The following is an 18,361-nucleotide window of genomic DNA, read 5'->3' on the forward strand; positions in this document are numbered from 1 at the left end:
ATTTTTTCTGATAATTGTTTTATTTTGTTTTTGTGGGCTATAATGCCGAAAACATATAGAAATACCAAGGCCCCCACAAATGTTAAAAAAAATAGTTGTTCTGTGCTTAATAAGTTTATTAAGCTGTAATCAATTAGTTAACGCTTATGGTGTATATTACAGTCAAGTAAATCCGCCTGAATGGACGAAAATAGATACACCCAATGAACTTAGAGAGCTTATTGATCAGTGTTTTAACTTGATGGGTTATAAACATAGAGTTATTCGGGATCATGACTATAGTAATCATCCTTTGTATGAGCAAGTGAAAATTTGTAGTAGATATGGCGAACCTCTTGAGGAAAGGGAATGGTTTGATAAAAATATTTTAGGCTACAACTTTACTAGGCAAAATATAAAAACAACGGCTAATGTGGATAAACAATTAGAAGAAATTTATAAGAAAATATATCTTTTAATAAGGAATGCTGGTGCGCTTGAAGTTTTCTGGGCGGGGGCTCCATATGATTGGCCTCAAGAGTTCAGTAAAAAGACGGGTTTAATGGAATATTTAAATGAGCTGCTAAAGCAGAATGATTTTAAGTTTGATAGCGTCGATACCGAAAAAGCGCAGATTAAGTTTTTTGGTTCGGCAGAGAAAGCAAAGCAAGCTGAAAATGCTTTTTATGAAGAAAAAATGCGCGAATATGGTATAGGAAAAAAATAGCATGGCTGATTATTTAAATGTATTAAGGCTCCCACAAATGCTAAAAAAAATAACGATTCTATGTTTAATAAGCTTATTAAATTCTAATCAGCTGGTTATTGCTCAGGGATTATATTCCCCTAGAAGACCCCCTCCTGCATGGGCGAAAATAGATACTTCTCAAATTGAAAAACTAGTTGATCAGTGCTTTTCTGTTCTGAATTATAAACATCGTATTCCTCGTATACATCCTGAACCTGATACACAAGAACATTGGTTAAAAGATCGTGTTGTTATTTGTAGTAGGTATAGTATGACTCCCAAAGTTAGAAAAATATATGATGAAAGTCATATTACTAATTCGTACTTTTTGGAACAAAATATTCAAGTAACAAAGGAACAAGAAAAGCAATTAAATGAAATTTATAAAAAAATGTATCTTGCTATATGGAAAGCAGATTTAATTAATGTATTGTATCCTTCTCCACCTGATGATTTTAGAAAAGAGTTTAACGAACAAACAGGATTTGCCGATTATATAAATAGACTTGGACATGATAATTATAATAAGTTAACTATAGATGAATTAAGACAAGGTTTCTTTGGTTCAAAAAATAAATTCGAAAAAATAAGAAATGAATTTTATGAAAATAAATACAAAGAATATAAACTGGAGAAATAGATGTCAAATTATTTAGAAGAGACGCTGATTAGAAGAACTAACCCAGACAATCAAAAATATAGATCAGAAGAACCATCTTTTGGAGGGTTGCAGGATATTCATGGAAAAAGAATAGATGATGATCCTTTTTTAACAAGCACTGTTAGACATTCGCGATTTGATGGGGATCCAAGAATTAGTACAAAAGAAGAAATAGAGCAAGCTGGGTTTAAAATAAGAGAAAATGAAATAGGGGTGTTGGGCATTAAAAATGGAAAAAATAAAGAAAAATTTAGAGAGTTAGAAAAGGAGTTTGAAAAGTCCGATAAAACAGAAAATCGTATCAATAAATTTGAAGAGGTAAAAAAAGAATATCTAACCACTTATTACAATGGTAATCAAATAGAAAGTGACAAAAACGAGTTTTTGCCCTATGTAAACGAATTTAAAAATCTATTGTCGGAGCAACAAGAAAAACAATTGGCACAATTAGAAAAAATGGCAGAATCAATAGGTGTTGAGATTCGTCACTTTGGTGATAAGAAATTAACTTCTACTGATTATGAAACTATTCACTTACCAACAAAAGAACATTTTGTTTCTGTAAATGCTTATATGCAAGTATTAGCACATGAGTTAATACATGCGACAAAAGATAAATCGCCTCAATTTAATGATGAAACTATACCAGAGCCAAATAAATGGGGCGACACAAATTATGTTGTTGATGAATGGAGAGCAGAGGTCGGTTCTGTTTTACTCATGGATAAGTTAGGTATTGATTACAACTTAGACTTAAACGCATATTATTTAAATAGTTGGTCATCTGAGTTAGAACAAAATATACCTATACGTAATCTAACAGTAGATGAACGTTGGGATAAGATAGAACAAGCTATAGATTCAGTTAATTTCTTATTAAAAAAATCTGGTTTAGAGCCAATGCTATATACAGATGAAGAAATAGACAAGCTACAAAAAATCAACGAAGCTTATCCAAGTTTGCCCCGTTCTTTATTTGAAAAAGAACAAATACTAAATAATCCTGATATCGATAATGAAGTAAAAAAAGTATACGATAAATTATATGAAGGATTAGCGCCAACTATTTCAGAAAAAGCGGGGGATAAATGGGTAACGCCTCTATTAACTGAAACCACATACGCAAGTATTGCTAGAGGTCTGACGGCGGATAAAATCAAGCATCTAGGAATTAATGAAGAAAACGATGTTATTTATACCATTGCAAAGAATTATTGGCCGTTCGCAACGGTTGATTCTACAAAAGTATCCAATGTGAACGTGGACGAACGTTTACAAGAGGCAAGCCAAATACATCATGATTTAACGCAAGAGTTCGAACAAAAACAGCTAGAAAGACAGTTACAATTAGCGCAACAACAAGAACGTGGTGGCCGTAGTTTTGGTTAAAATTTTAGGTATTACGTTTGCTGTTATTAAAAATGAATTAGGTATTAAATAAATAATATTTTCTTCTCGATTTATTTTATTTGCTGTTTTCTCCACTCCCAAGGAGGAGTAGGGTTAGAGTCTACCCATAGGCCACGTTTGGCTTTTGCCTGTTCTTGCTGGTACTCATGGTTTTCCCCAAAAGATTTATCAAACCAAACATAGCCTTGTTTAATCATTTCAGAATTAATGTTTCGAGAATAGAAAGAACAAACTAATGTTTTTTCTGAAAAAGGAAGAAATTTAGAGTAGCAGTTTTCTGGAGGGGTAGTATAGATTAATCCAAGTATTCTCCCTTCCTTAGTATGAGTTTTGACTTCAACTATTTGGTTGAAAATTAGGTCAGATAAAGCATTTTTGGCTTCTAACCAATAAGCCTGCTCTGGTTCTGGTGCATCTATTTGATAAAGTTCAACACTAACAATTTGCTTTTTTTGTTCTGTTAAGCATGTAATTGTATCGCCATTTTGAATGCCGATGACCTTACATCGAATAGTTTCTGCTTGGGCAAAAGATAAAAATAGTAGTGGAAAGAGGAATAATTTTTTCATATTATAATTTTACCACAACTACATTTGAGTGTTGGCAGGGGATAGGAAGGAGAGAGAGTTGTTGATTTGGGTATTATTTAGGGTAATTGTCTTTTGATGTAAGAAATTAAGAGTAAAGGAGTTAATAAACAATTTTGGATGAAGAAAGATTGTGAATATTTAATGCGTTGGCGGAGAAAGGGAGGGAAATGGCGTCCCCTACAGACTTTCGTTTTAGTGATTTAACTATTTGATTTTTATTAAATATTCCAAGTGAATTTAGGTTTGGGAATTTTCCTACACCCTGTTTTGCACCCTTTAAAAAAGCGCATTTTATTGGGTAGCATTGAGTATCAATAGACATGTACTATGCTCCTTATTCCTGAATAATGACTTCCTAAAATATTATCATAATAACCAATAATATTATAAGCTGTTTGGGGTAGATAATATTCAGAAAGGATAAAATCACCTAAGTTGAACTACCTTATTAGGTAAGATTGTTAAATCTTGCCTAATAAAGTAGTCATAATGCATACTTCCTTTATTTTTATTAACGTTCAATTTACAACCAATAGTAATGAATTGAATATTATTTAAGGCTTCACTCTTATATGCTTTTTATCCATTATTGTTGTTTCAACCTGATCAACGCGAGCCTATTTTCCATATCATTACCAATGACCTGCAGTTGAACCACCGTCAACAACAAGAATAGTACCTGTGACGAAGTTTGAATCAGTTAAATATAAAACAGCATCCACAATGTCTTTCGATGTACCAAGTCGACCTATAGGCGCCATATTTTTAAGAACCGCTTGGACTTTTTCATCCTGTGAATGCATGGGGGTTGCAATAATTCCGGGGGCAATACCATTTACCATAACATTAGAAGAGGCTAATTCTAATGCCAAGCTTTTTACAGCACTATTTAATCCGCCTTTGACCATAACAGGTAAAAGTGCCGGAACTTGAGTGTTTGGCTGCATAGCAATCGATGCCGTGATTGTAACGATATGGCCTGAACCATTTTTCGCCATATGTTTCGCTGCTGCTTGAGAGGGATAGAAAAAACCTTTTAGATTTGTATCAATAATCGAATTTAAATCATCTTCAGTGTAATGTTCAACAAGCTTAGAAATAAAAATACCCGCATTATTAATTAAAATATCAACTTGACCAAAATGCTCAATTGCCTTTTCAAAAAGATTAGCAGCCGTTTCCGGTTTAGCAATATCACCCGCAACAAGTAAAAAATTACTTGGGTTGCCTAATTTTTTAGCCGCATCTTGAAGACGTTTCAAAGAGCGTGCATTACCAACCACATTATAACCGCGCGCTAAATAAGCCTCACTGATAGCAAAACCAATCCCGCTTGAAGCACCCGTGACAATAACCGTTTTAGAGATATTCATAATGTACCTTCCTTTATCAAATTAATAACGTGGCAGAAGTATAATTTGAAACAAAATATCGAAAAATAGGTTACTATTTACTTTAATTGATACATGATGTAATAAATAAGGCTTCATATGAACCACTTTTTTGATGATATTCAACTGGGCAGTATTAAACTATTTTGTCTGGCTGCCGAATTAAAAAGCTTTACGGCAGCAGCTTATACAGCAGGAGTGACGCCCGCAGCCGTGAGCCGTTCCATTGCACGCACAGAAGAAAGATTAGGCGTTCGTCTATTCGTTCGAACAACTCGCCAAATACGCCTTACCGATGCAGGGCAAAATTATTATGAACATTGTCATCAAGCGTTAGCGCAATTAATGGAAGCTGAAAACAACGTCATGAAAGAGCAAAAAATCCCGTCTGGCATATTGCGTATCAGTGTGCCAACACCTTATGCCCATTACCGATTATTACCCATGTTGCCATTATTTCGCCAGCGTTATCCCTCTATCTCTGTCGATGTTCATATCAGCAATCAAAACGTAGACTTTGCTGAAGGAAATTACGACCTATCAATAAGAGGGAATATTCTTCCCGATTCCAATCTTATTGCACGCAAACTAGAGGACGCAGAGTTAATTATTGTTGCCGCCCCGGATTATCTAAAACAGCATGGTCAGCCCACACACCTTGAAGAACTGACTAAACACGAATGCATACAATTTGAATTGCCCAGTACAGGACGAAAAGCCCCTTGGCTGTTTCAGCAAAATGGTACACCAATCAAATTGAGTACATCGGGTCACTATACCTGTCAGGATGATTTTTTAGCGACTCAAACATTAGCTAAATCAGGAGCAGGGCTGATGCAAGTCTATCGATTTGCCGTAGAGGAGGAGCTGAAAAAAGGAGAACTGATTGAGGTTTTGACCGAATTTGGCGGTTCAACACGTCCTTTTATGTTGATATATCCTTATTCAACATATATTCCGCTTAAAGTGCGCGTGTTTATCGAATTTCTGTTTGAAAATCAAATGTCCAAAAAATAGCTTGATATTACCTCAACGAGATACATTAATAAGCAGAGAATCAATTGTAGATTAAATATTTTTAATCATACTACCAATGATTCCCTAACGACGGTAAGCACATAATCATGAATCAAAAAACTATTTTTTGTCCACTCACATCCATACACGTCCCCGTGTTTGTTGATTCAAAAACAAATGAGCGTTTATCAGGTGATCAAAGAATCCGTACGGTTTGGGTGTCTGTTTTAAAGTTCGCGGGTGTTCGTTATCGTCGGCCATATCAAACTAGGCATACATTCGCCTCTATGATGTTATCGGCTGGTGAGAATCCGATGTGGGTTGCTGCCCAAATGGGGCATTTTGATTAGGCAATGATCACTAGAATATACGGTAAATGGATACCTTCCGCGGATCCTGATGCTGGTCAAAAAGCGGTTAGTATTTTTGCAAATGATAAGAATATAGTTAATGACAAAAATAATGCTAAAAAAGCTGTCTAAATGTTGTCTAACTGGTGGCAAATATTGGCGAAAACTGGTGAATTTTAGAGATTTTTGTTTTATTAAATATTTTATTTTTATAAAAAATTATACCGTAAAAATTAAGTGCTTGAAATTGGTATATCTTTCTATTTTATCTTTATTATTGTAACTTATTTGTCATTCATGTAGAATAAAAAAATCAATTATCACTTTATTTTTAGTGGAAAACATGAATTATATTCTAACTTTTAAAAGAGTAATTTTATTGTTCTTGTCATTAATAAGTGTTTCATGTGGGGGAACTATGAAAGCACAATATACTAAAGAATCTTTACAGCCTGTTATTGTCACTAGACTTTCTGATGGTTCCATTAATATTCGATATTCTGTGCCGCCAGAGAGTTTATATTATTCGCGTGGTATTAATTATGTCGTAGAAGATGGTGTGATGAAAATTGTAATGACTAGAAATAATGTCAAAACTGATAGTAGGGCTATGCTTGAAGGAAGTGTACCAGACGACAATAAATGGAAAAAGGATATTGTTGTACCATATAAGGGTGAAAAAGTTATCATTGTTTATTCTGATGCTGAAGAGCAAGTGTATCCTTGAATTTAGTAGATAGGAGATTATATATATGACAGATAAAACAATTCTAGGGATTCATACCTATTTATCTGGTAAAGGGTCTACTGCTTCAACTGATATAGATGATGGTCATGCTTGGATATCAGTTACAAAAAATGGTAAAACTGAATATTATGGCCTTTGGCCTGATGAGCACGATAATGTTGTAGATAATGGAAAAGGTTCAGATATAAGAGTTGGTATAGAGAAAGGTTTTCCTGTTACTGCTAGTCGATATGTAGAGCTAACTCCTGAACAAACTAAAAAGTTAGAGGCAGCTTTAAAAGAGAATGTAGAATGGGGATACACAAATACATGTGCTTCATGGGCAAGTAAAACATATTCAAATATAACAGGCCAAAAAATCGACGCCAGCGATTACCTAATTACAGATACGCCAAGAGAACTTACCAAAAGTATTAATGCCTTAGAAAAAAAACTTCCTACAAGTATAGATAAACCAAGCCCACCAATAGAGCCTAAAAAATCGTCATGGAATTTATTTGGTGAAAATACAATTAATAATGATGTAAAAAACGTTTACGATAAATTATATGAAGGTTTAGCGCCACAATTAGCCGGGAAAGGAGCCGAAAAATGGACGGTTCCCATGCTTGCAGAAATGACCAATGAATGTATAAAAAAAGGCATGAGTGCAGATAAAATTGCCCATATGGGCATAAATGAAGAAAAAAATACAATCTATGTTGTAGCTAATAATAAGCGTGATTTTGCCACGGTTGATGCTATTGAAGCATCAAAGGCGAACCCAAACGAACGTTTACAAGAGGCTAACCAGTTGCACGGGGATTTAGAACAAAAAGAGCTAGATAGACAGCTACAATTAGCACAACAACAAGAACGCGGTGGCCGTGGTTTTGGTTAAAATGAATCGTGTTAAAACTTTGCATAAAAGTTCAGCAGCAAAAAAACGTCTTAGCCCCTATATACAAGGGGCTTTTTCCATTGTTACACTCTGCATAATATATGCCCCCTTTTTATAATGCGCGGGCGAGGGGGAGCGCGCGCCAGCGGCCAGATTTAGTTGATTTTCTTTCAATATACGGAACAAAAAAAGCGCCCCTTGTTAGGGTGTAATTGTTTGGCTTTGTGCTGTATTTATTCTGTTGGTTCGGTTGCTATGGTGTAATCAATAAAATCAAATGCGGGTATATTTAATCTTTCATTAAGCGCGCGCATGATTGTGTGAATGGGTTTTATTTCATTACGAGCAAATACGCCCGCCGCTTTTTCAATATCACCAAAATGGATATCTTCTGCTGATCCTGATATTGGACAAAAAGCGGTTAGTATTTTTGCAAATGATAAAAATATCGTTAGTGATACACATAATGATAAAAAAGCTGTCTAAATGGTGGCAAATATTGGCGAATTTTAGAGGTTTTTTCGTTAAGTGTTTGATTTTTAATGTGGTTTATGGCGGAGAGAGGGGGATTCGAACCCCCGTTAGGGTATTACCCTAAACACGCTTTCCAGGCGTGCGACTTCAACCACTCATCCACCTCTCCGTGAAGAGGTGAGAATATACCATAAATTGCTTATAAGCAAAAGAACCTTGATATTATAGCTAAGAAACTACCCCCATTATTATAAAATAATGGGGGTAGTTTTAGATGAGTAACGTTATATCAGGCACTTTCTTTATCTGTATCAATATTGTCTGTAGTGGCTATTTCTTCAGGTTCAGATTTTTCATCAATAAATTTTTCTTGATGAGTATCTGATTGAGCTTCAACAACTGCTTCTACACTGGTCTCCTCTGTAATAGTAGTAGGTGGTGTTTGTTGCTCTGTTTCCTGATTAATGGCATTAGTCTCGTTTTGTGGTGTTGCTGGACGTAAAGGCCATAATCCTCTTTGTGCAAATCTTTCTCCAGCCATGGCCATCTCAGCCATACTGAATGCCAGCTCTTTTTTCTCCATAACTGCGCCATGCGCACCATGGCTGAGTAAATAGTCAACAGCTGCATCGGTTTCTGCACGTGCTACAATAATGGCCGCTGGGTTGGCTTTGCTGATTCGTTCGACAATTGCCCCAGACTCGTATGGTTGCGTTGAAGCAATTAAAGCCAGTATTGCTGTATCTGGGTGTGCTTTTTGGAGAATATCCTCTGCAGCCCCATTACCAACAATAACAGGTAAACCCGCTTTTTGTGCGATATCTGCTTGATAAGGGTCGTTTTCAATAATCACAAAAGGCACATTTTTGGCTTGTAGCATTTTGGTTAATTCTATGCCAACACTACCATAACCTATTACAATTGCATGATCGTGTGTGGGAATGGGCGCGAGGGTAACGGGTTCATCTTTTTCTTCTTCAACCGCTGGTTTTTCTTTATTTGCTTCAATCCAGCGATCTAACCAGATAAATAAGAATGGGTTAGCTAAAATGGATAAAATAGCCGATGCAAGTAATAGGTTACGTCCAGTTTCGTCTACTAAGCCAAATGACACACCAAGGCCAATCAAGATAAATGAAAACTCACCGATTTGAGCCAGACTAATGGCAATGGTGAGTGCTGTTTTTTTCGAGTAGCCAAACATTCTTACCAAGCCATAAGCACCTAATGATTTACCAATGACGATAATCAGGAAGGTAACCATGATTAGGAAAGGATGCTCAAGAAAAACGGCAAGGTTCAGTTGCATACCTACCGATACGAAAAATAGTACGGCAAAGGCATCTCGTAATGGGAGGGAGTCTGCTGCTGCTTCATGGCTTAATTCTGATTCATTAAGCATCATCCCCGCAAAAAATGCACCTAGAGCTAAGGATACTTCAAATAAATAGGCTGCACCTAAAGCAACGCCTAAAGCAATGGCAAGTGTTGATAAGGTAAAGAGTTCTTTTGAGCCAAGACCTGCTACTTTTTCTAAAGTCCATGGGATGGCTCTCTTACCAATGGTCAGCATAACGAAGACAAAAGCAATCACTTTACCAATGGTAATTGAAATGGTGAGCCATAAAGGTTGTGTTGATGTCGCAATTTCTTGTCCGCCGCTGTTACCACCTAATACACCGGCTAAGGCTGGTAAAATAACTAAGGCCATAACCATGGCAACATCTTCAACAATAAGCCAGCCCACAGCGATTTTACCGCGTTCAGTCATTACCGCTGAACGCTCTTCAAGTGCTCGAAGCAGTACGACGGTACTGGCTACGGATAAGGCCAAGCCAAAAATGATGGCACCACCTATGCTGTAATCTAAGGCCCAATACGCTAATGCTGCACCTAAAACAGTGGCTATGCCTATTTGAACAATTGCGCCAGGTAGCGCAATTTTTTTGACTTCCATAAGGTCTTTTGGTGAAAAATGTAAGCCAACACCAAACATCAGTAAAATAATGCCTAATTCTGCTAATTGTTCAATAAGATGTGGGTCAAGATCAAATCCAAAACCTGCTATACCATTAACGATGCCTGCAACAACACCAGCTAAAAGGTAGCCAACTAAAGGAGATAATCTGAAACGTTGGGCAAGAGAGCCGAATATAAATGCTAAAACAAGGCCAACTGAGATTGCGGTAATAAGAGGAGTGTCATGAGGCACTGATTTATTCCCTTTCGTAATTTGTTTTTATTTAAGTTGAATTTAGTTTGTGTATTTGTTACTTAAAATAACACAAAGTATTGAAAAATGGAATAATTTTACATTAATTTTCATTAACAAATTAATGTGAATTTATTTCTATCTTTGTTATTTAATTTAAAATAAGATATTTGTTTTTATTTAAAATGGAGTCAATTTTTTGAATTGTTTACAGGCATATAAAATAAGAATGAATAATTTATTTGTTTTTAAAGGTTTTTATTCTTGTGTTAAGAATAGTCAAGCTAAATCATTATTATTAATAAAAATTAATGACGTTATATTTTTAATCTGATTTTTATATGAAAAAGATTAAGCTGGTTGATGTTTTTTTGCAAAAGGCCCAACACCATCAATTTTTTTCTGTTCGGCTTCAATCCAATTTTCGCATTGTTGCATGATTTCTTCATTGCTGCCTATATGGTAGTCAATTGTAGGACCTATACTGATTGTAATCAGACCTGGGTATTTAAGAAATGAATTTTTTGGCCAAAATTCACCACTGTTAACCGCAACAGGGACAATGTTCATTTGTAGTTGTGTGGCCATACGTGCTGCACCAAGTTTGTATTTGCCTTTTTCCCCTGGTGCGATACGGGTTCCTTCTGGAAAAACACTGATCCAAAAACCGGCTTTTTTGCGTGCCAAACCTTGTATGAGAATTTGTTTGGTTGCCTCTGCTGGTTTTTTACGGTTAATAGCAATTGGGCTCATCATCATAAGGAAGAAACCTAAAATGGGAATCCAGAAAAGCTCTTTTTTACACACAAAGACTTGATGAGGGAAAAAATCTTGTAATGCAAGGGTTTCCCAACCTGATTGGTGTTTGCAGCAAATAATTGAGGGTTCAGTTGGCATGTTTTCTTGACCAATAACTTGGTATTTTAAACCCACAGTCCATTCTAAAAGGCGAATATTTCCTTTCGCCCAAAATACACCGAAATGATGACGAACCCTACGAGGTAAAATTAAACCAATGATAAAAGGGATGACCATACAAAAAGTCAGGCTGATCATGCCAATCCAATACAAGATGTTTCTGATAATGAGCATAAATTTAAATTTGACCTTCAGTCAGATGTTCTGCAACAGCATAAAGATTATCGAAAATACGGGTGCCACTAGGCAAATTTCCTTCACTGAGTGTTTTTTTGCCTTTTCCCGTATTCACTAAAAAGGGTTTTCCGCCTACTTGGGCAATTGCTTGTAAATCGCGTAAGCTGTCGCCCACCAGAATGGTTTCTTCTGCATTTGCGCCAAAACGTTCTATAATGTCTTCAATCATCCCAGCTTTAGGTTTACGGCATAAGCAATTGTCTTCGGCTTTATGTGGACAAAACCAAACGCCATTAATACGCCCGCCTTGTTGGTTGACTAAGCGATGCATTTTACGGTGCATTTGATTTAACTCATGGGTAGTGAAATATTTTCTGCCTATGCCAGATTGGTTTGTGGCAACAGCAATTTGGTATCCGCTTTGAGTTAATAGTGCAATGGCTTCGATACTTTGTGGTAAAGGTTCCCATTCTTCAACACTTTTAACAAAATCATCTCGATCTTTGTTAATCACCCCATCTCTATCCAATATGATTAGTTTCATGATGATTTACTTTCATTTAGCGGTCATTCTGTTAATTGGGCAATATCGGCAACACCATTTAATAGCACTTTTAGCTGATTAAGTAGATTTAGTCTGTTTTCTCTTAACTTCATGTCTTCACTCATGACCATAACCTGATCGAAGAAGGCATCAACTGGTGTTTTTAATGCTGCTAATCTGGTTAAAGCTTGTTCAAAATTTTGCTGAGCAATGTCTTGTTCAACAAGAGGAGAGAGCTTTTGTATTTGATCAAAGAGCACTTTCTCTTCAGCCTGTTGCAGTAGGTTTTCTTCAATACTCCCAATGGTATGGGGGTTTTTCTTCAATACATTTTGTACACGTTTATTAGCACTGGCTAAGGCTAGGGCTTCTGGCAATGTTTTAAACTGAGTGACTGCTTGTAGTTTTTGATTAATGCTGTTTAAGGCTGCTGGTTTGGTGTTCAGTACAGCATTAATGGTGTCTATACTGTATTCGCCTTGTAGTAAATTTGCCAATCGTGCCAGCATAAAATCATAAATTTCAACACATGTTGTGTCAGATAAGTTCTGATCAGCAAAAGTGGCAAATGTTTGTTTTAATAGCTGGTGGATATTAAGGTCTTTTGTCATAAGCATACGCAATATGCCTAAAGCAGCACGACGTAATGCATAAGGGTCTTTATCACCAGTTGGAATCAGTCCAATCCCCCAAATGCCTACAAGCACTTCTAACTTGTCCGCTAGTGCCACTGCAATAGCAATATCGTTTTGTGGTAAGCTGTCTTTAGCAAAACGTGGTTTATAGTGCTCCTCAATTGCTTGGGCAATGAGTTCATTTTCTTGGTCGTTTTGCGCATAATACTTGCCCATAATACCTTGCAGTTCGGGGAATTCGCCGACCATATCGGTCACTAAATCTGCCTTAGCCAAACGTGCCGCACGCGTTGCTAAAGAAACATCCGCATTTAATTGTGCGGCAATATCGCCCGCAATGGTTTCTAATCTGCTGATGCGCTGGGCAACTGTGCCTAATTTATTGTGATAAACCACTTGGTTTAGTTTAGGTAGACGGCTTTCTAAAGTGGATTTTTTATCTTGGTTGAAGAAAAATTCAGCGTCTGATAAACGAGCACGCAACACTCTTTCATTTCCATGAATAATGGCACTAGGATCTGCTGCTTCTAAGTTAGATACCAGTAAAAAACGATTCATGAGTTTATTTTGTACATCAACTAATGGGAAGTATTTTTGGTTTTGTTGCATGGTTAAAATCAAGCACTCTTGTGGTACTTTAAGAAATTGGGCATCAAACCCTGCTTCAAGTATCACTGGCCATTCAACAAGTGCGGTGACTTCATTAATAAGCTCTTGGTCAGCGACCATCTGTGCATTAAGTTTGTTTGCAGCATCATTGAGATTTTTTTCAATTATGGCTCGACGAGCATCAAAACTAACAATAACTTTGCCTTGTTCTGCTAAGGTTCTTGCATAATCCTGAGCTTCATTTAGTGTGATTGGGCCATCACTTAAAAAGCGGTGTCCAAGGGTTGTTTTTTGGCTCTGTAAGCCTAAAATTTCACCCTTCAGTAATTGATTGCCATGTAACATCATTAAACCATGGACAGGACGGACAAATTGATGGGTACGATTGCCCCAGCGCATTAATTTTGGAATAGGCAGTTTTTTTATGGCATTTTGTAAAATGTCGTTGATAACTTCTTCCAGCATTTGCCCTTTTTGTAAAAATTCATGATAGTAAATATCTTGTTTGCCATCATGCATTGTTTTTAGCATGGTAGTTTCTGTACCACATGAGCGAGCAAATCCTGTCAGTGCTGCAGTAGGTTCTCCATCTTTCATGCCCGCTTTTACGGCAGGGCCTTTTCGGGTAATGGTTTGATCCGGTTGAATCGCTTTAACTTCAGTTATTTGGACAGCAAGGCGGCGAGGGGTAGCAAAGACATGGAATACGCTGTTTTCTTGACGAAAATGCAGTTGTGCCAATTCATCTGCTATGGTTTGCCCAAAAGTTAAGCCAAGTTGTTCTAATGCTTTTGGTGGTAATTCTTCTGTTCTTAATTCAATAAGTAATGTGTCTTGCATTGTATTTACCCTTTATTGGGTTGATTTTTACATAAAGGGAAGCCTAAAGCTTCTCGACTTTGAACATAAATTTGAGCCACTTGACGTGAGAGTGCTCTAACGCGGCCAATATAGGTTGCTCTTTCGGTGACAGAAATCGCGCCTCTGGCATCAAGCAGGTTAAAGGTATGTCCAGCCTTTAATACCATTTCATATGCTGGTAGTGCCAATGGAATATCCAGCAACCGTTTTGCTTCGCTTTCAAAATGGTTGAACTGTTCAAGTAAAAATGGCACATTTGCATATTCAAAGTTATAAGTAGATTGCTCTACCTCATTTTGGTGATAGACATCACCATAGGTGATAATTTGCCCATCCGGTGTCTTACTCCAAACTAAATCATATACGTTTTCAACACCTTGTAAATACATGGCTAAACGTTCAAGACCATAAGTGATTTCCCCTAGGACAGGGTGACAATCTAAACCACCTACCTGTTGAAAATAGGTAAATTGTGTGACTTCCATACCATTTAACCAGACTTCCCAACCTAAGCCCCAGGCACCTAAGGTAGGGTTTTCCCAATCGTCTTCGACAAAACGAATATCGTGTTCCTGAGGAGAAATACCTAAAGTTTTTAAGGAGTCTAAATACAAATCTTGAATATTGTCAGGAGAGGGCTTAAGCGCAACCTGAAACTGATAGTAATGTTGTAAGCGGTTAGGGTTTTCGCCATAACGCCCGTCTTTAGGGCGACGGCTAGGTTGTACGTAGGCGGCAAACCAAGGCTCTGGACCTAGTGCTTTTAGGCAGGTCGCTGGGTGGCTGGTGCCAGCACCTACTTCCATATCAAATGGTTGTAGTAAGGTACAACCATTATTGGCCCAATAAGTTTGTAATTTAAATATGATTTCTTGGAATGACAACATGGTAATGTGTTCAGGTTATGGAATAAAGGGGTTATTTTACTGTGGCAAAGTAAAATTGGATAGCCTTTGTATAAAATTTTGTGTGTATTGCTTTAAGTAATGACTTTGATTCATTTAATTAAGCGTATATTTTGAATGAATATGTACAGTGTTTCATGATTAGATTCGTTTATTTTAAGCAAGCCATAATTTTTTATTCAGTAATTTAATTGTCATTGTTATTGATGATGATTTCTAAAAATAAAAAAAACCATTTAATAAATAAACGGGTCATTCAATATGTAAGAATTAAAAAATGTTTTAAGACTGAATCACTGAGGCATAAACTTCCAATGGCTCATTAGGTAACCAATTAACAGTATAAAGTTCAAAACAAATTCCTTGCATATCCAATTGATATTCAGTTTGTGCTTGTGGCCATTGCATATACATTGCATTTAATGCTTCCCCTAGCTTTTCTAAATTAGGGACAATACTTTTTACATAGGTGCCAGCAGGTATAGTCATTGTGCTAAAATCTGCTGGGATTGATTTAATGGCATTGACCTTAACTGCTGCGAAGTAGGTGAATCGATTTTCATCAATCATCTTGGAGACACCATATGATTCACCTGTTTTTGAGATTTCTACACAGTCATTAAGATCAGGACAAATACGAGGGCCAAATTTGTGCCATAAAGCGGGGCAATCTGTGTTTGCTTTGCTCATATCTGTTTCTATTGCCATCCCCACAATTTTTGTTTCAGGAAAATCAACTACAGTAAATTGGAAGTCCATCGTACTCTCCTAAATTATATAGAAAACCGCAAAAAATATTTTATGTTAAAAGCCATTATTTTGTATGGTAGGTATTATATCTGAATGATTATACTCAAATATTATATTGGTGTTTCCTTATGTAAGCCTTAATGGCTATTTTTATGTTTTTTCGTAGGTAAAAATGTCTATATTGCTTGTTTTTTCTTACTTTTGTTGGTGTTATTTTTTATTGGCTTTTTTAATGGTGCACGCTTATTTTTTTGTTGATGTGGTTTTTTACTTTCTTTTTGTTTGGTATTGTGTGAGTCAATGGTTTTTGTTCTTGCGGTTTTGCCTTTTGACCCACCACTAATCAGGAGCAATTCAACTCGACAGTTATCCAAATCAGCCCTAGCAACTTTGACAACGACTCTGTCTCCTAGTTTAAAGGATACTTTGGTTCTCTCGCCCTCTATGGCCATAATTTCTGGGCGAAAATTAAAATAATCTTGCCCCAGTTCACTTATATGAATCATGCCTTCTGTGTATAAGCCATCAAGCATGATGAATAATCCAAAACCTGTTAAACCACTAATGGTTCCTTCAAAAACTTCGCCTATTTTATCTTGCATATAGTACGTTTTTAGCCAGTTTTCAACATCTTTACTGGCTTCATCAGCACGTCTTTCTTCATGTGAACAATGAATACCCATTTCTTGCCATGAATGTTTAGGTTGGTATGTTTGTTGATGCAATACTGCTTTAATGGCCCGATGTACCAGTAAATCGGGATACCTGCGAATAGGGGAGGTAAAATGTGCATAGGCATCATATGCTAGTCCAAAATGCCCTTGATTATTTGGTTCGTAAACGGCTTGTTGCATTGACCTGAGTAACATGATTTGCAATAAAGTTTTATCTGCGCGACCTTCTAGTTGAGTAAATAGTTGGGCATAATCTTTGGGTGTTGGATCAGAACCGCCTTCTAAGTGTAAGCCAACTAAAGCCAATTGTTCTTGTAATGTTGCCAATTTCTCTGTAGTAGGGCCTAAATGGCTGCGAAAAAGAGCTGGGTGTTGATGAGAGAGTAAAAATTCTGCCGCACATACATTGGCACAAAGCATACATTCTTCGATTAAACGGTGGGCATCATTACGGAAAATAGGTTCGATGCGTTCTATTTTGCCTTCATCATTAAAGATCATTTGGGTTTCTTGTCCATCAAATTCCATTGCACCGCGTTGATGGCGTTTTTTTGACAACACTTGATAGAGCTTATGTAAAGTATTGATTTCTTTTTCTAAAGGGTGTGTTTCTTTGCTCTCTAACCATTGTGCTACTTGAGTGTAGGTTAAACGAGCCTTAGAGTGCATTACAGCAGGATAAAATTGATATGTTTTAATATTTCCTGTAGAGGTAATGGTCATATCACAGACCATACAAAGTCTATCAACCTCGGGTATTAATGAACAAATACCATTTGATAAAGCCTCGGGTAACATAGGAATGACTCTTCTGGGAAAATAGACACTGGTACTGCGTTCATATGCATCTATATCAATTGCTAAACCTTCTGGTACATAGTGGCTTACGTCTGCAATAGCCACAACTAGACGGAAGTTTCTGCCTATTTTTTCTGCAAAAACAGCATCATCGAAATCTCGGGCTGTTTCGCCATCAATAGTGACTAAATTAAGATCACGTAAATCCACCCGATTTTTTAAATCGGTTTTGCGCACAGTTTTGGGTATTTTTTTACTGGCTGTTAAACAAGCATCACTGAATACATGGGGTAGATGGTGTTTGCGTACGGCAATTTCTATTTCCATGCCAGAGTCTGCATAGTTGCCCAGTATTTCGGTTATCACGCCCATAGCAGGGTGATGTGCTTTAGGATAAGCGGTAATTTTTACCACAACAACTTGGCCACTTTGTACCGAAGGCTGTTTTGCAGATGCTTCTAAAATGATATGTCCGCTTAGTCGTTTATCTTCAGGAACGGCAATCCACACGCCATGCTCCATATAAACTCTGGCAACAACATCGGTATTCGCTCTTTCGATGATTTCTAAAACTTGTCCTTCTTGGCGACCTTTTCTATCAAAGCCGCTGGGTCTGACGGTGACAATATCACCATTCATTAGCCCTTGCATTTGTCTGGCATAAAGGACAAGGTCTTTTTGGCCTGTTTTGTTTAAAGGAATGGCAAAACCAAATCCATCTTTATGGGCTGCGATTTTACATTTGATTAATGCCAGCTTTTCAGCCGTACATACATTACCTGCACGATTAATATAAGCTTGACCATCTCTGACCATGGCTTTGATGCGCCGTTCAAAAAAATCAAATTCCGACCTATGAATTGAAAGTGTTTTGGCTAATTTTTTGATTGTTAAAGGTACACCAATTTGTTCTAATACTTGGCTAATCCATTCTCGACTAGGCAATGGTTTTTCATAACGTTGTTGTTCTCTTTGTAAAAAAGGATCTTGTTGGCGTAGATTAGATGTTTTATTGTTTTTGTTCATTGAC

18 protein-coding genes and 1 tRNA gene are annotated in these 18,361 nt (G+C 36.8%); 8 read left to right on the forward strand and 11 right to left on the reverse strand.

The genetic code is table 11. The features are described from left to right. The first annotated feature begins 79 nt into the window (after positions 1 to 79). The 3 genes from AADH04_RS11900 to AADH04_RS11910 are packed head-to-tail and all read left to right on the forward strand — an operon-like array spanning position 80 to position 2,777. Positions 80 to 706 carry a hypothetical protein gene (locus tag AADH04_RS11900; RefSeq protein ID WP_434777491.1) on the forward strand — a complete coding sequence of 209 codons (627 nt, stop codon included), beginning with the start codon at positions 80 to 82 and terminating at the stop codon, positions 704 to 706. A 1-nt stretch (position 707) separates the two neighbouring features. Continuing rightward, positions 708 to 1,367 carry a hypothetical protein gene (locus AADH04_RS11905; protein ID WP_434777492.1) on the forward strand — a complete coding sequence of 220 codons (660 nt, stop codon included), beginning with the start codon at positions 708 to 710 and terminating at the stop codon, positions 1,365 to 1,367. Continuing rightward, positions 1,368 to 2,777, forward strand: a complete 1,410-nt coding sequence (locus AADH04_RS11910) for a zincin-like metallopeptidase domain-containing protein (RefSeq protein WP_434777493.1) — start codon at positions 1,368 to 1,370, stop codon at positions 2,775 to 2,777. A 71-nt stretch (positions 2,778 to 2,848) separates the two neighbouring features. On the opposite strand, the gene AADH04_RS11915 is transcribed toward AADH04_RS11910, so the two are convergent. The 3 genes from AADH04_RS11915 to AADH04_RS11925 form a co-directional block, all read right to left on the reverse strand. Beyond that, positions 2,849 to 3,367, reverse strand: a complete 519-nt coding sequence (locus AADH04_RS11915; RefSeq protein ID WP_434777494.1) for a thermonuclease family protein — start codon at positions 3,365 to 3,367, stop codon at positions 2,849 to 2,851. A gap of 121 nt (positions 3,368 to 3,488) precedes the next feature. Continuing rightward, entirely contained in the window at positions 3,489 to 3,710 is a 222-nt protein-coding gene (locus AADH04_RS11920; protein ID WP_434777495.1) for a hypothetical protein, read from the reverse strand. Between the two features lie 310 nt (positions 3,711 to 4,020). Then, positions 4,021 to 4,761 (reverse strand): SDR family NAD(P)-dependent oxidoreductase, encoded by a 741-nt coding sequence (locus tag AADH04_RS11925; RefSeq protein ID WP_434777496.1) that lies wholly within the window; start codon positions 4,759 to 4,761, stop codon positions 4,021 to 4,023. A gap of 117 nt (positions 4,762 to 4,878) precedes the next feature. On the opposite strand from AADH04_RS11925, the gene AADH04_RS11930 reads away from it, so the two are divergent. The 5 genes from AADH04_RS11930 (at position 4,879) to AADH04_RS11950 (ending at position 8,260) form a co-directional block, all read left to right on the forward strand. Further along, positions 4,879 to 5,796, forward strand: coding sequence for a LysR family transcriptional regulator (locus AADH04_RS11930; RefSeq protein WP_434777497.1), 918 nt, complete (start codon positions 4,879 to 4,881; stop codon positions 5,794 to 5,796). A gap of 107 nt (positions 5,797 to 5,903) precedes the next feature. After that, a complete protein-coding gene (locus AADH04_RS11935; RefSeq protein WP_434777498.1) occupies positions 5,904 to 6,146 on the forward strand; it encodes a hypothetical protein in 243 nt (80 codons plus the stop codon). 418 nt (positions 6,147 to 6,564) lie between these two features. Further along, complete coding sequence (locus AADH04_RS11940) at positions 6,565 to 6,873, forward strand: hypothetical protein (protein WP_434777499.1); 309 nt, start codon at positions 6,565 to 6,567, stop codon at positions 6,871 to 6,873. 25 nt (positions 6,874 to 6,898) lie between these two features. Then, on the forward strand, positions 6,899 to 7,774 hold the full coding sequence (locus AADH04_RS11945) for a hypothetical protein (protein ID WP_434777500.1): 876 nt from the start codon (positions 6,899 to 6,901) through the stop codon (positions 7,772 to 7,774). 324 nt (positions 7,775 to 8,098) lie between these two features. Beyond that, the gene (locus AADH04_RS11950) at positions 8,099 to 8,260 is read left to right on the forward strand and encodes a hypothetical protein (protein ID WP_434777501.1); all 162 of its coding nucleotides are present in this window, start codon (positions 8,099 to 8,101) and stop codon (positions 8,258 to 8,260) included. A gap of 66 nt (positions 8,261 to 8,326) precedes the next feature. Here AADH04_RS11950 and AADH04_RS11955 read toward each other — a convergent pair. The 8 genes from AADH04_RS11955 to rnr form a co-directional block, all read right to left on the reverse strand. Next, positions 8,327 to 8,417: transfer RNA gene (locus tag AADH04_RS11955), tRNA-Ser, on the reverse strand. 120 nt (positions 8,418 to 8,537) lie between these two features. After that, positions 8,538 to 10,460: a YbaL family putative K(+) efflux transporter gene (gene ybaL, locus AADH04_RS11960; RefSeq protein ID WP_434777502.1), complete on the reverse strand. Its 1,923-nt coding sequence runs from the start codon at positions 10,458 to 10,460 to the stop codon at positions 8,538 to 8,540. Positions 10,461 to 10,811: 351 nt separating this feature from the next. Continuing rightward, entirely contained in the window at positions 10,812 to 11,552 is a 741-nt protein-coding gene (locus AADH04_RS11965) for a lysophospholipid acyltransferase family protein (protein WP_434777503.1), read from the reverse strand. Positions 11,553 to 11,556: 4 nt separating this feature from the next. Continuing rightward, positions 11,557 to 12,099, reverse strand: a complete 543-nt coding sequence (gmhB, locus tag AADH04_RS11970; RefSeq protein ID WP_434777504.1) for a D-glycero-beta-D-manno-heptose 1,7-bisphosphate 7-phosphatase — start codon at positions 12,097 to 12,099, stop codon at positions 11,557 to 11,559. 23 nt (positions 12,100 to 12,122) lie between these two features. Further along, a complete protein-coding gene (glyS, locus tag AADH04_RS11975; protein ID WP_434777505.1) occupies positions 12,123 to 14,183 on the reverse strand; it encodes a glycine--tRNA ligase subunit beta in 2,061 nt (686 codons plus the stop codon). Between the two features lie 5 nt (positions 14,184 to 14,188). Beyond that, on the reverse strand, positions 14,189 to 15,091 hold the full coding sequence (gene glyQ, locus AADH04_RS11980) for a glycine--tRNA ligase subunit alpha (protein ID WP_434777506.1): 903 nt from the start codon (positions 15,089 to 15,091) through the stop codon (positions 14,189 to 14,191). Between the two features lie 300 nt (positions 15,092 to 15,391). Then, entirely contained in the window at positions 15,392 to 15,868 is a 477-nt protein-coding gene (locus AADH04_RS11985) for a GyrI-like domain-containing protein (RefSeq protein WP_434777507.1), read from the reverse strand. Between the two features lie 167 nt (positions 15,869 to 16,035). Then, entirely contained in the window at positions 16,036 to 18,357 is a 2,322-nt protein-coding gene (gene rnr, locus AADH04_RS11990) for a ribonuclease R (protein ID WP_434777508.1), read from the reverse strand. Between the last annotated feature and the right edge of the window lie 4 nt (positions 18,358 to 18,361).

This window comes from Neisseria sp. Ec49-e6-T10, from assembly GCF_051132615.1.
Lineage (GTDB): Bacteria > Pseudomonadota > Gammaproteobacteria > Burkholderiales > Neisseriaceae.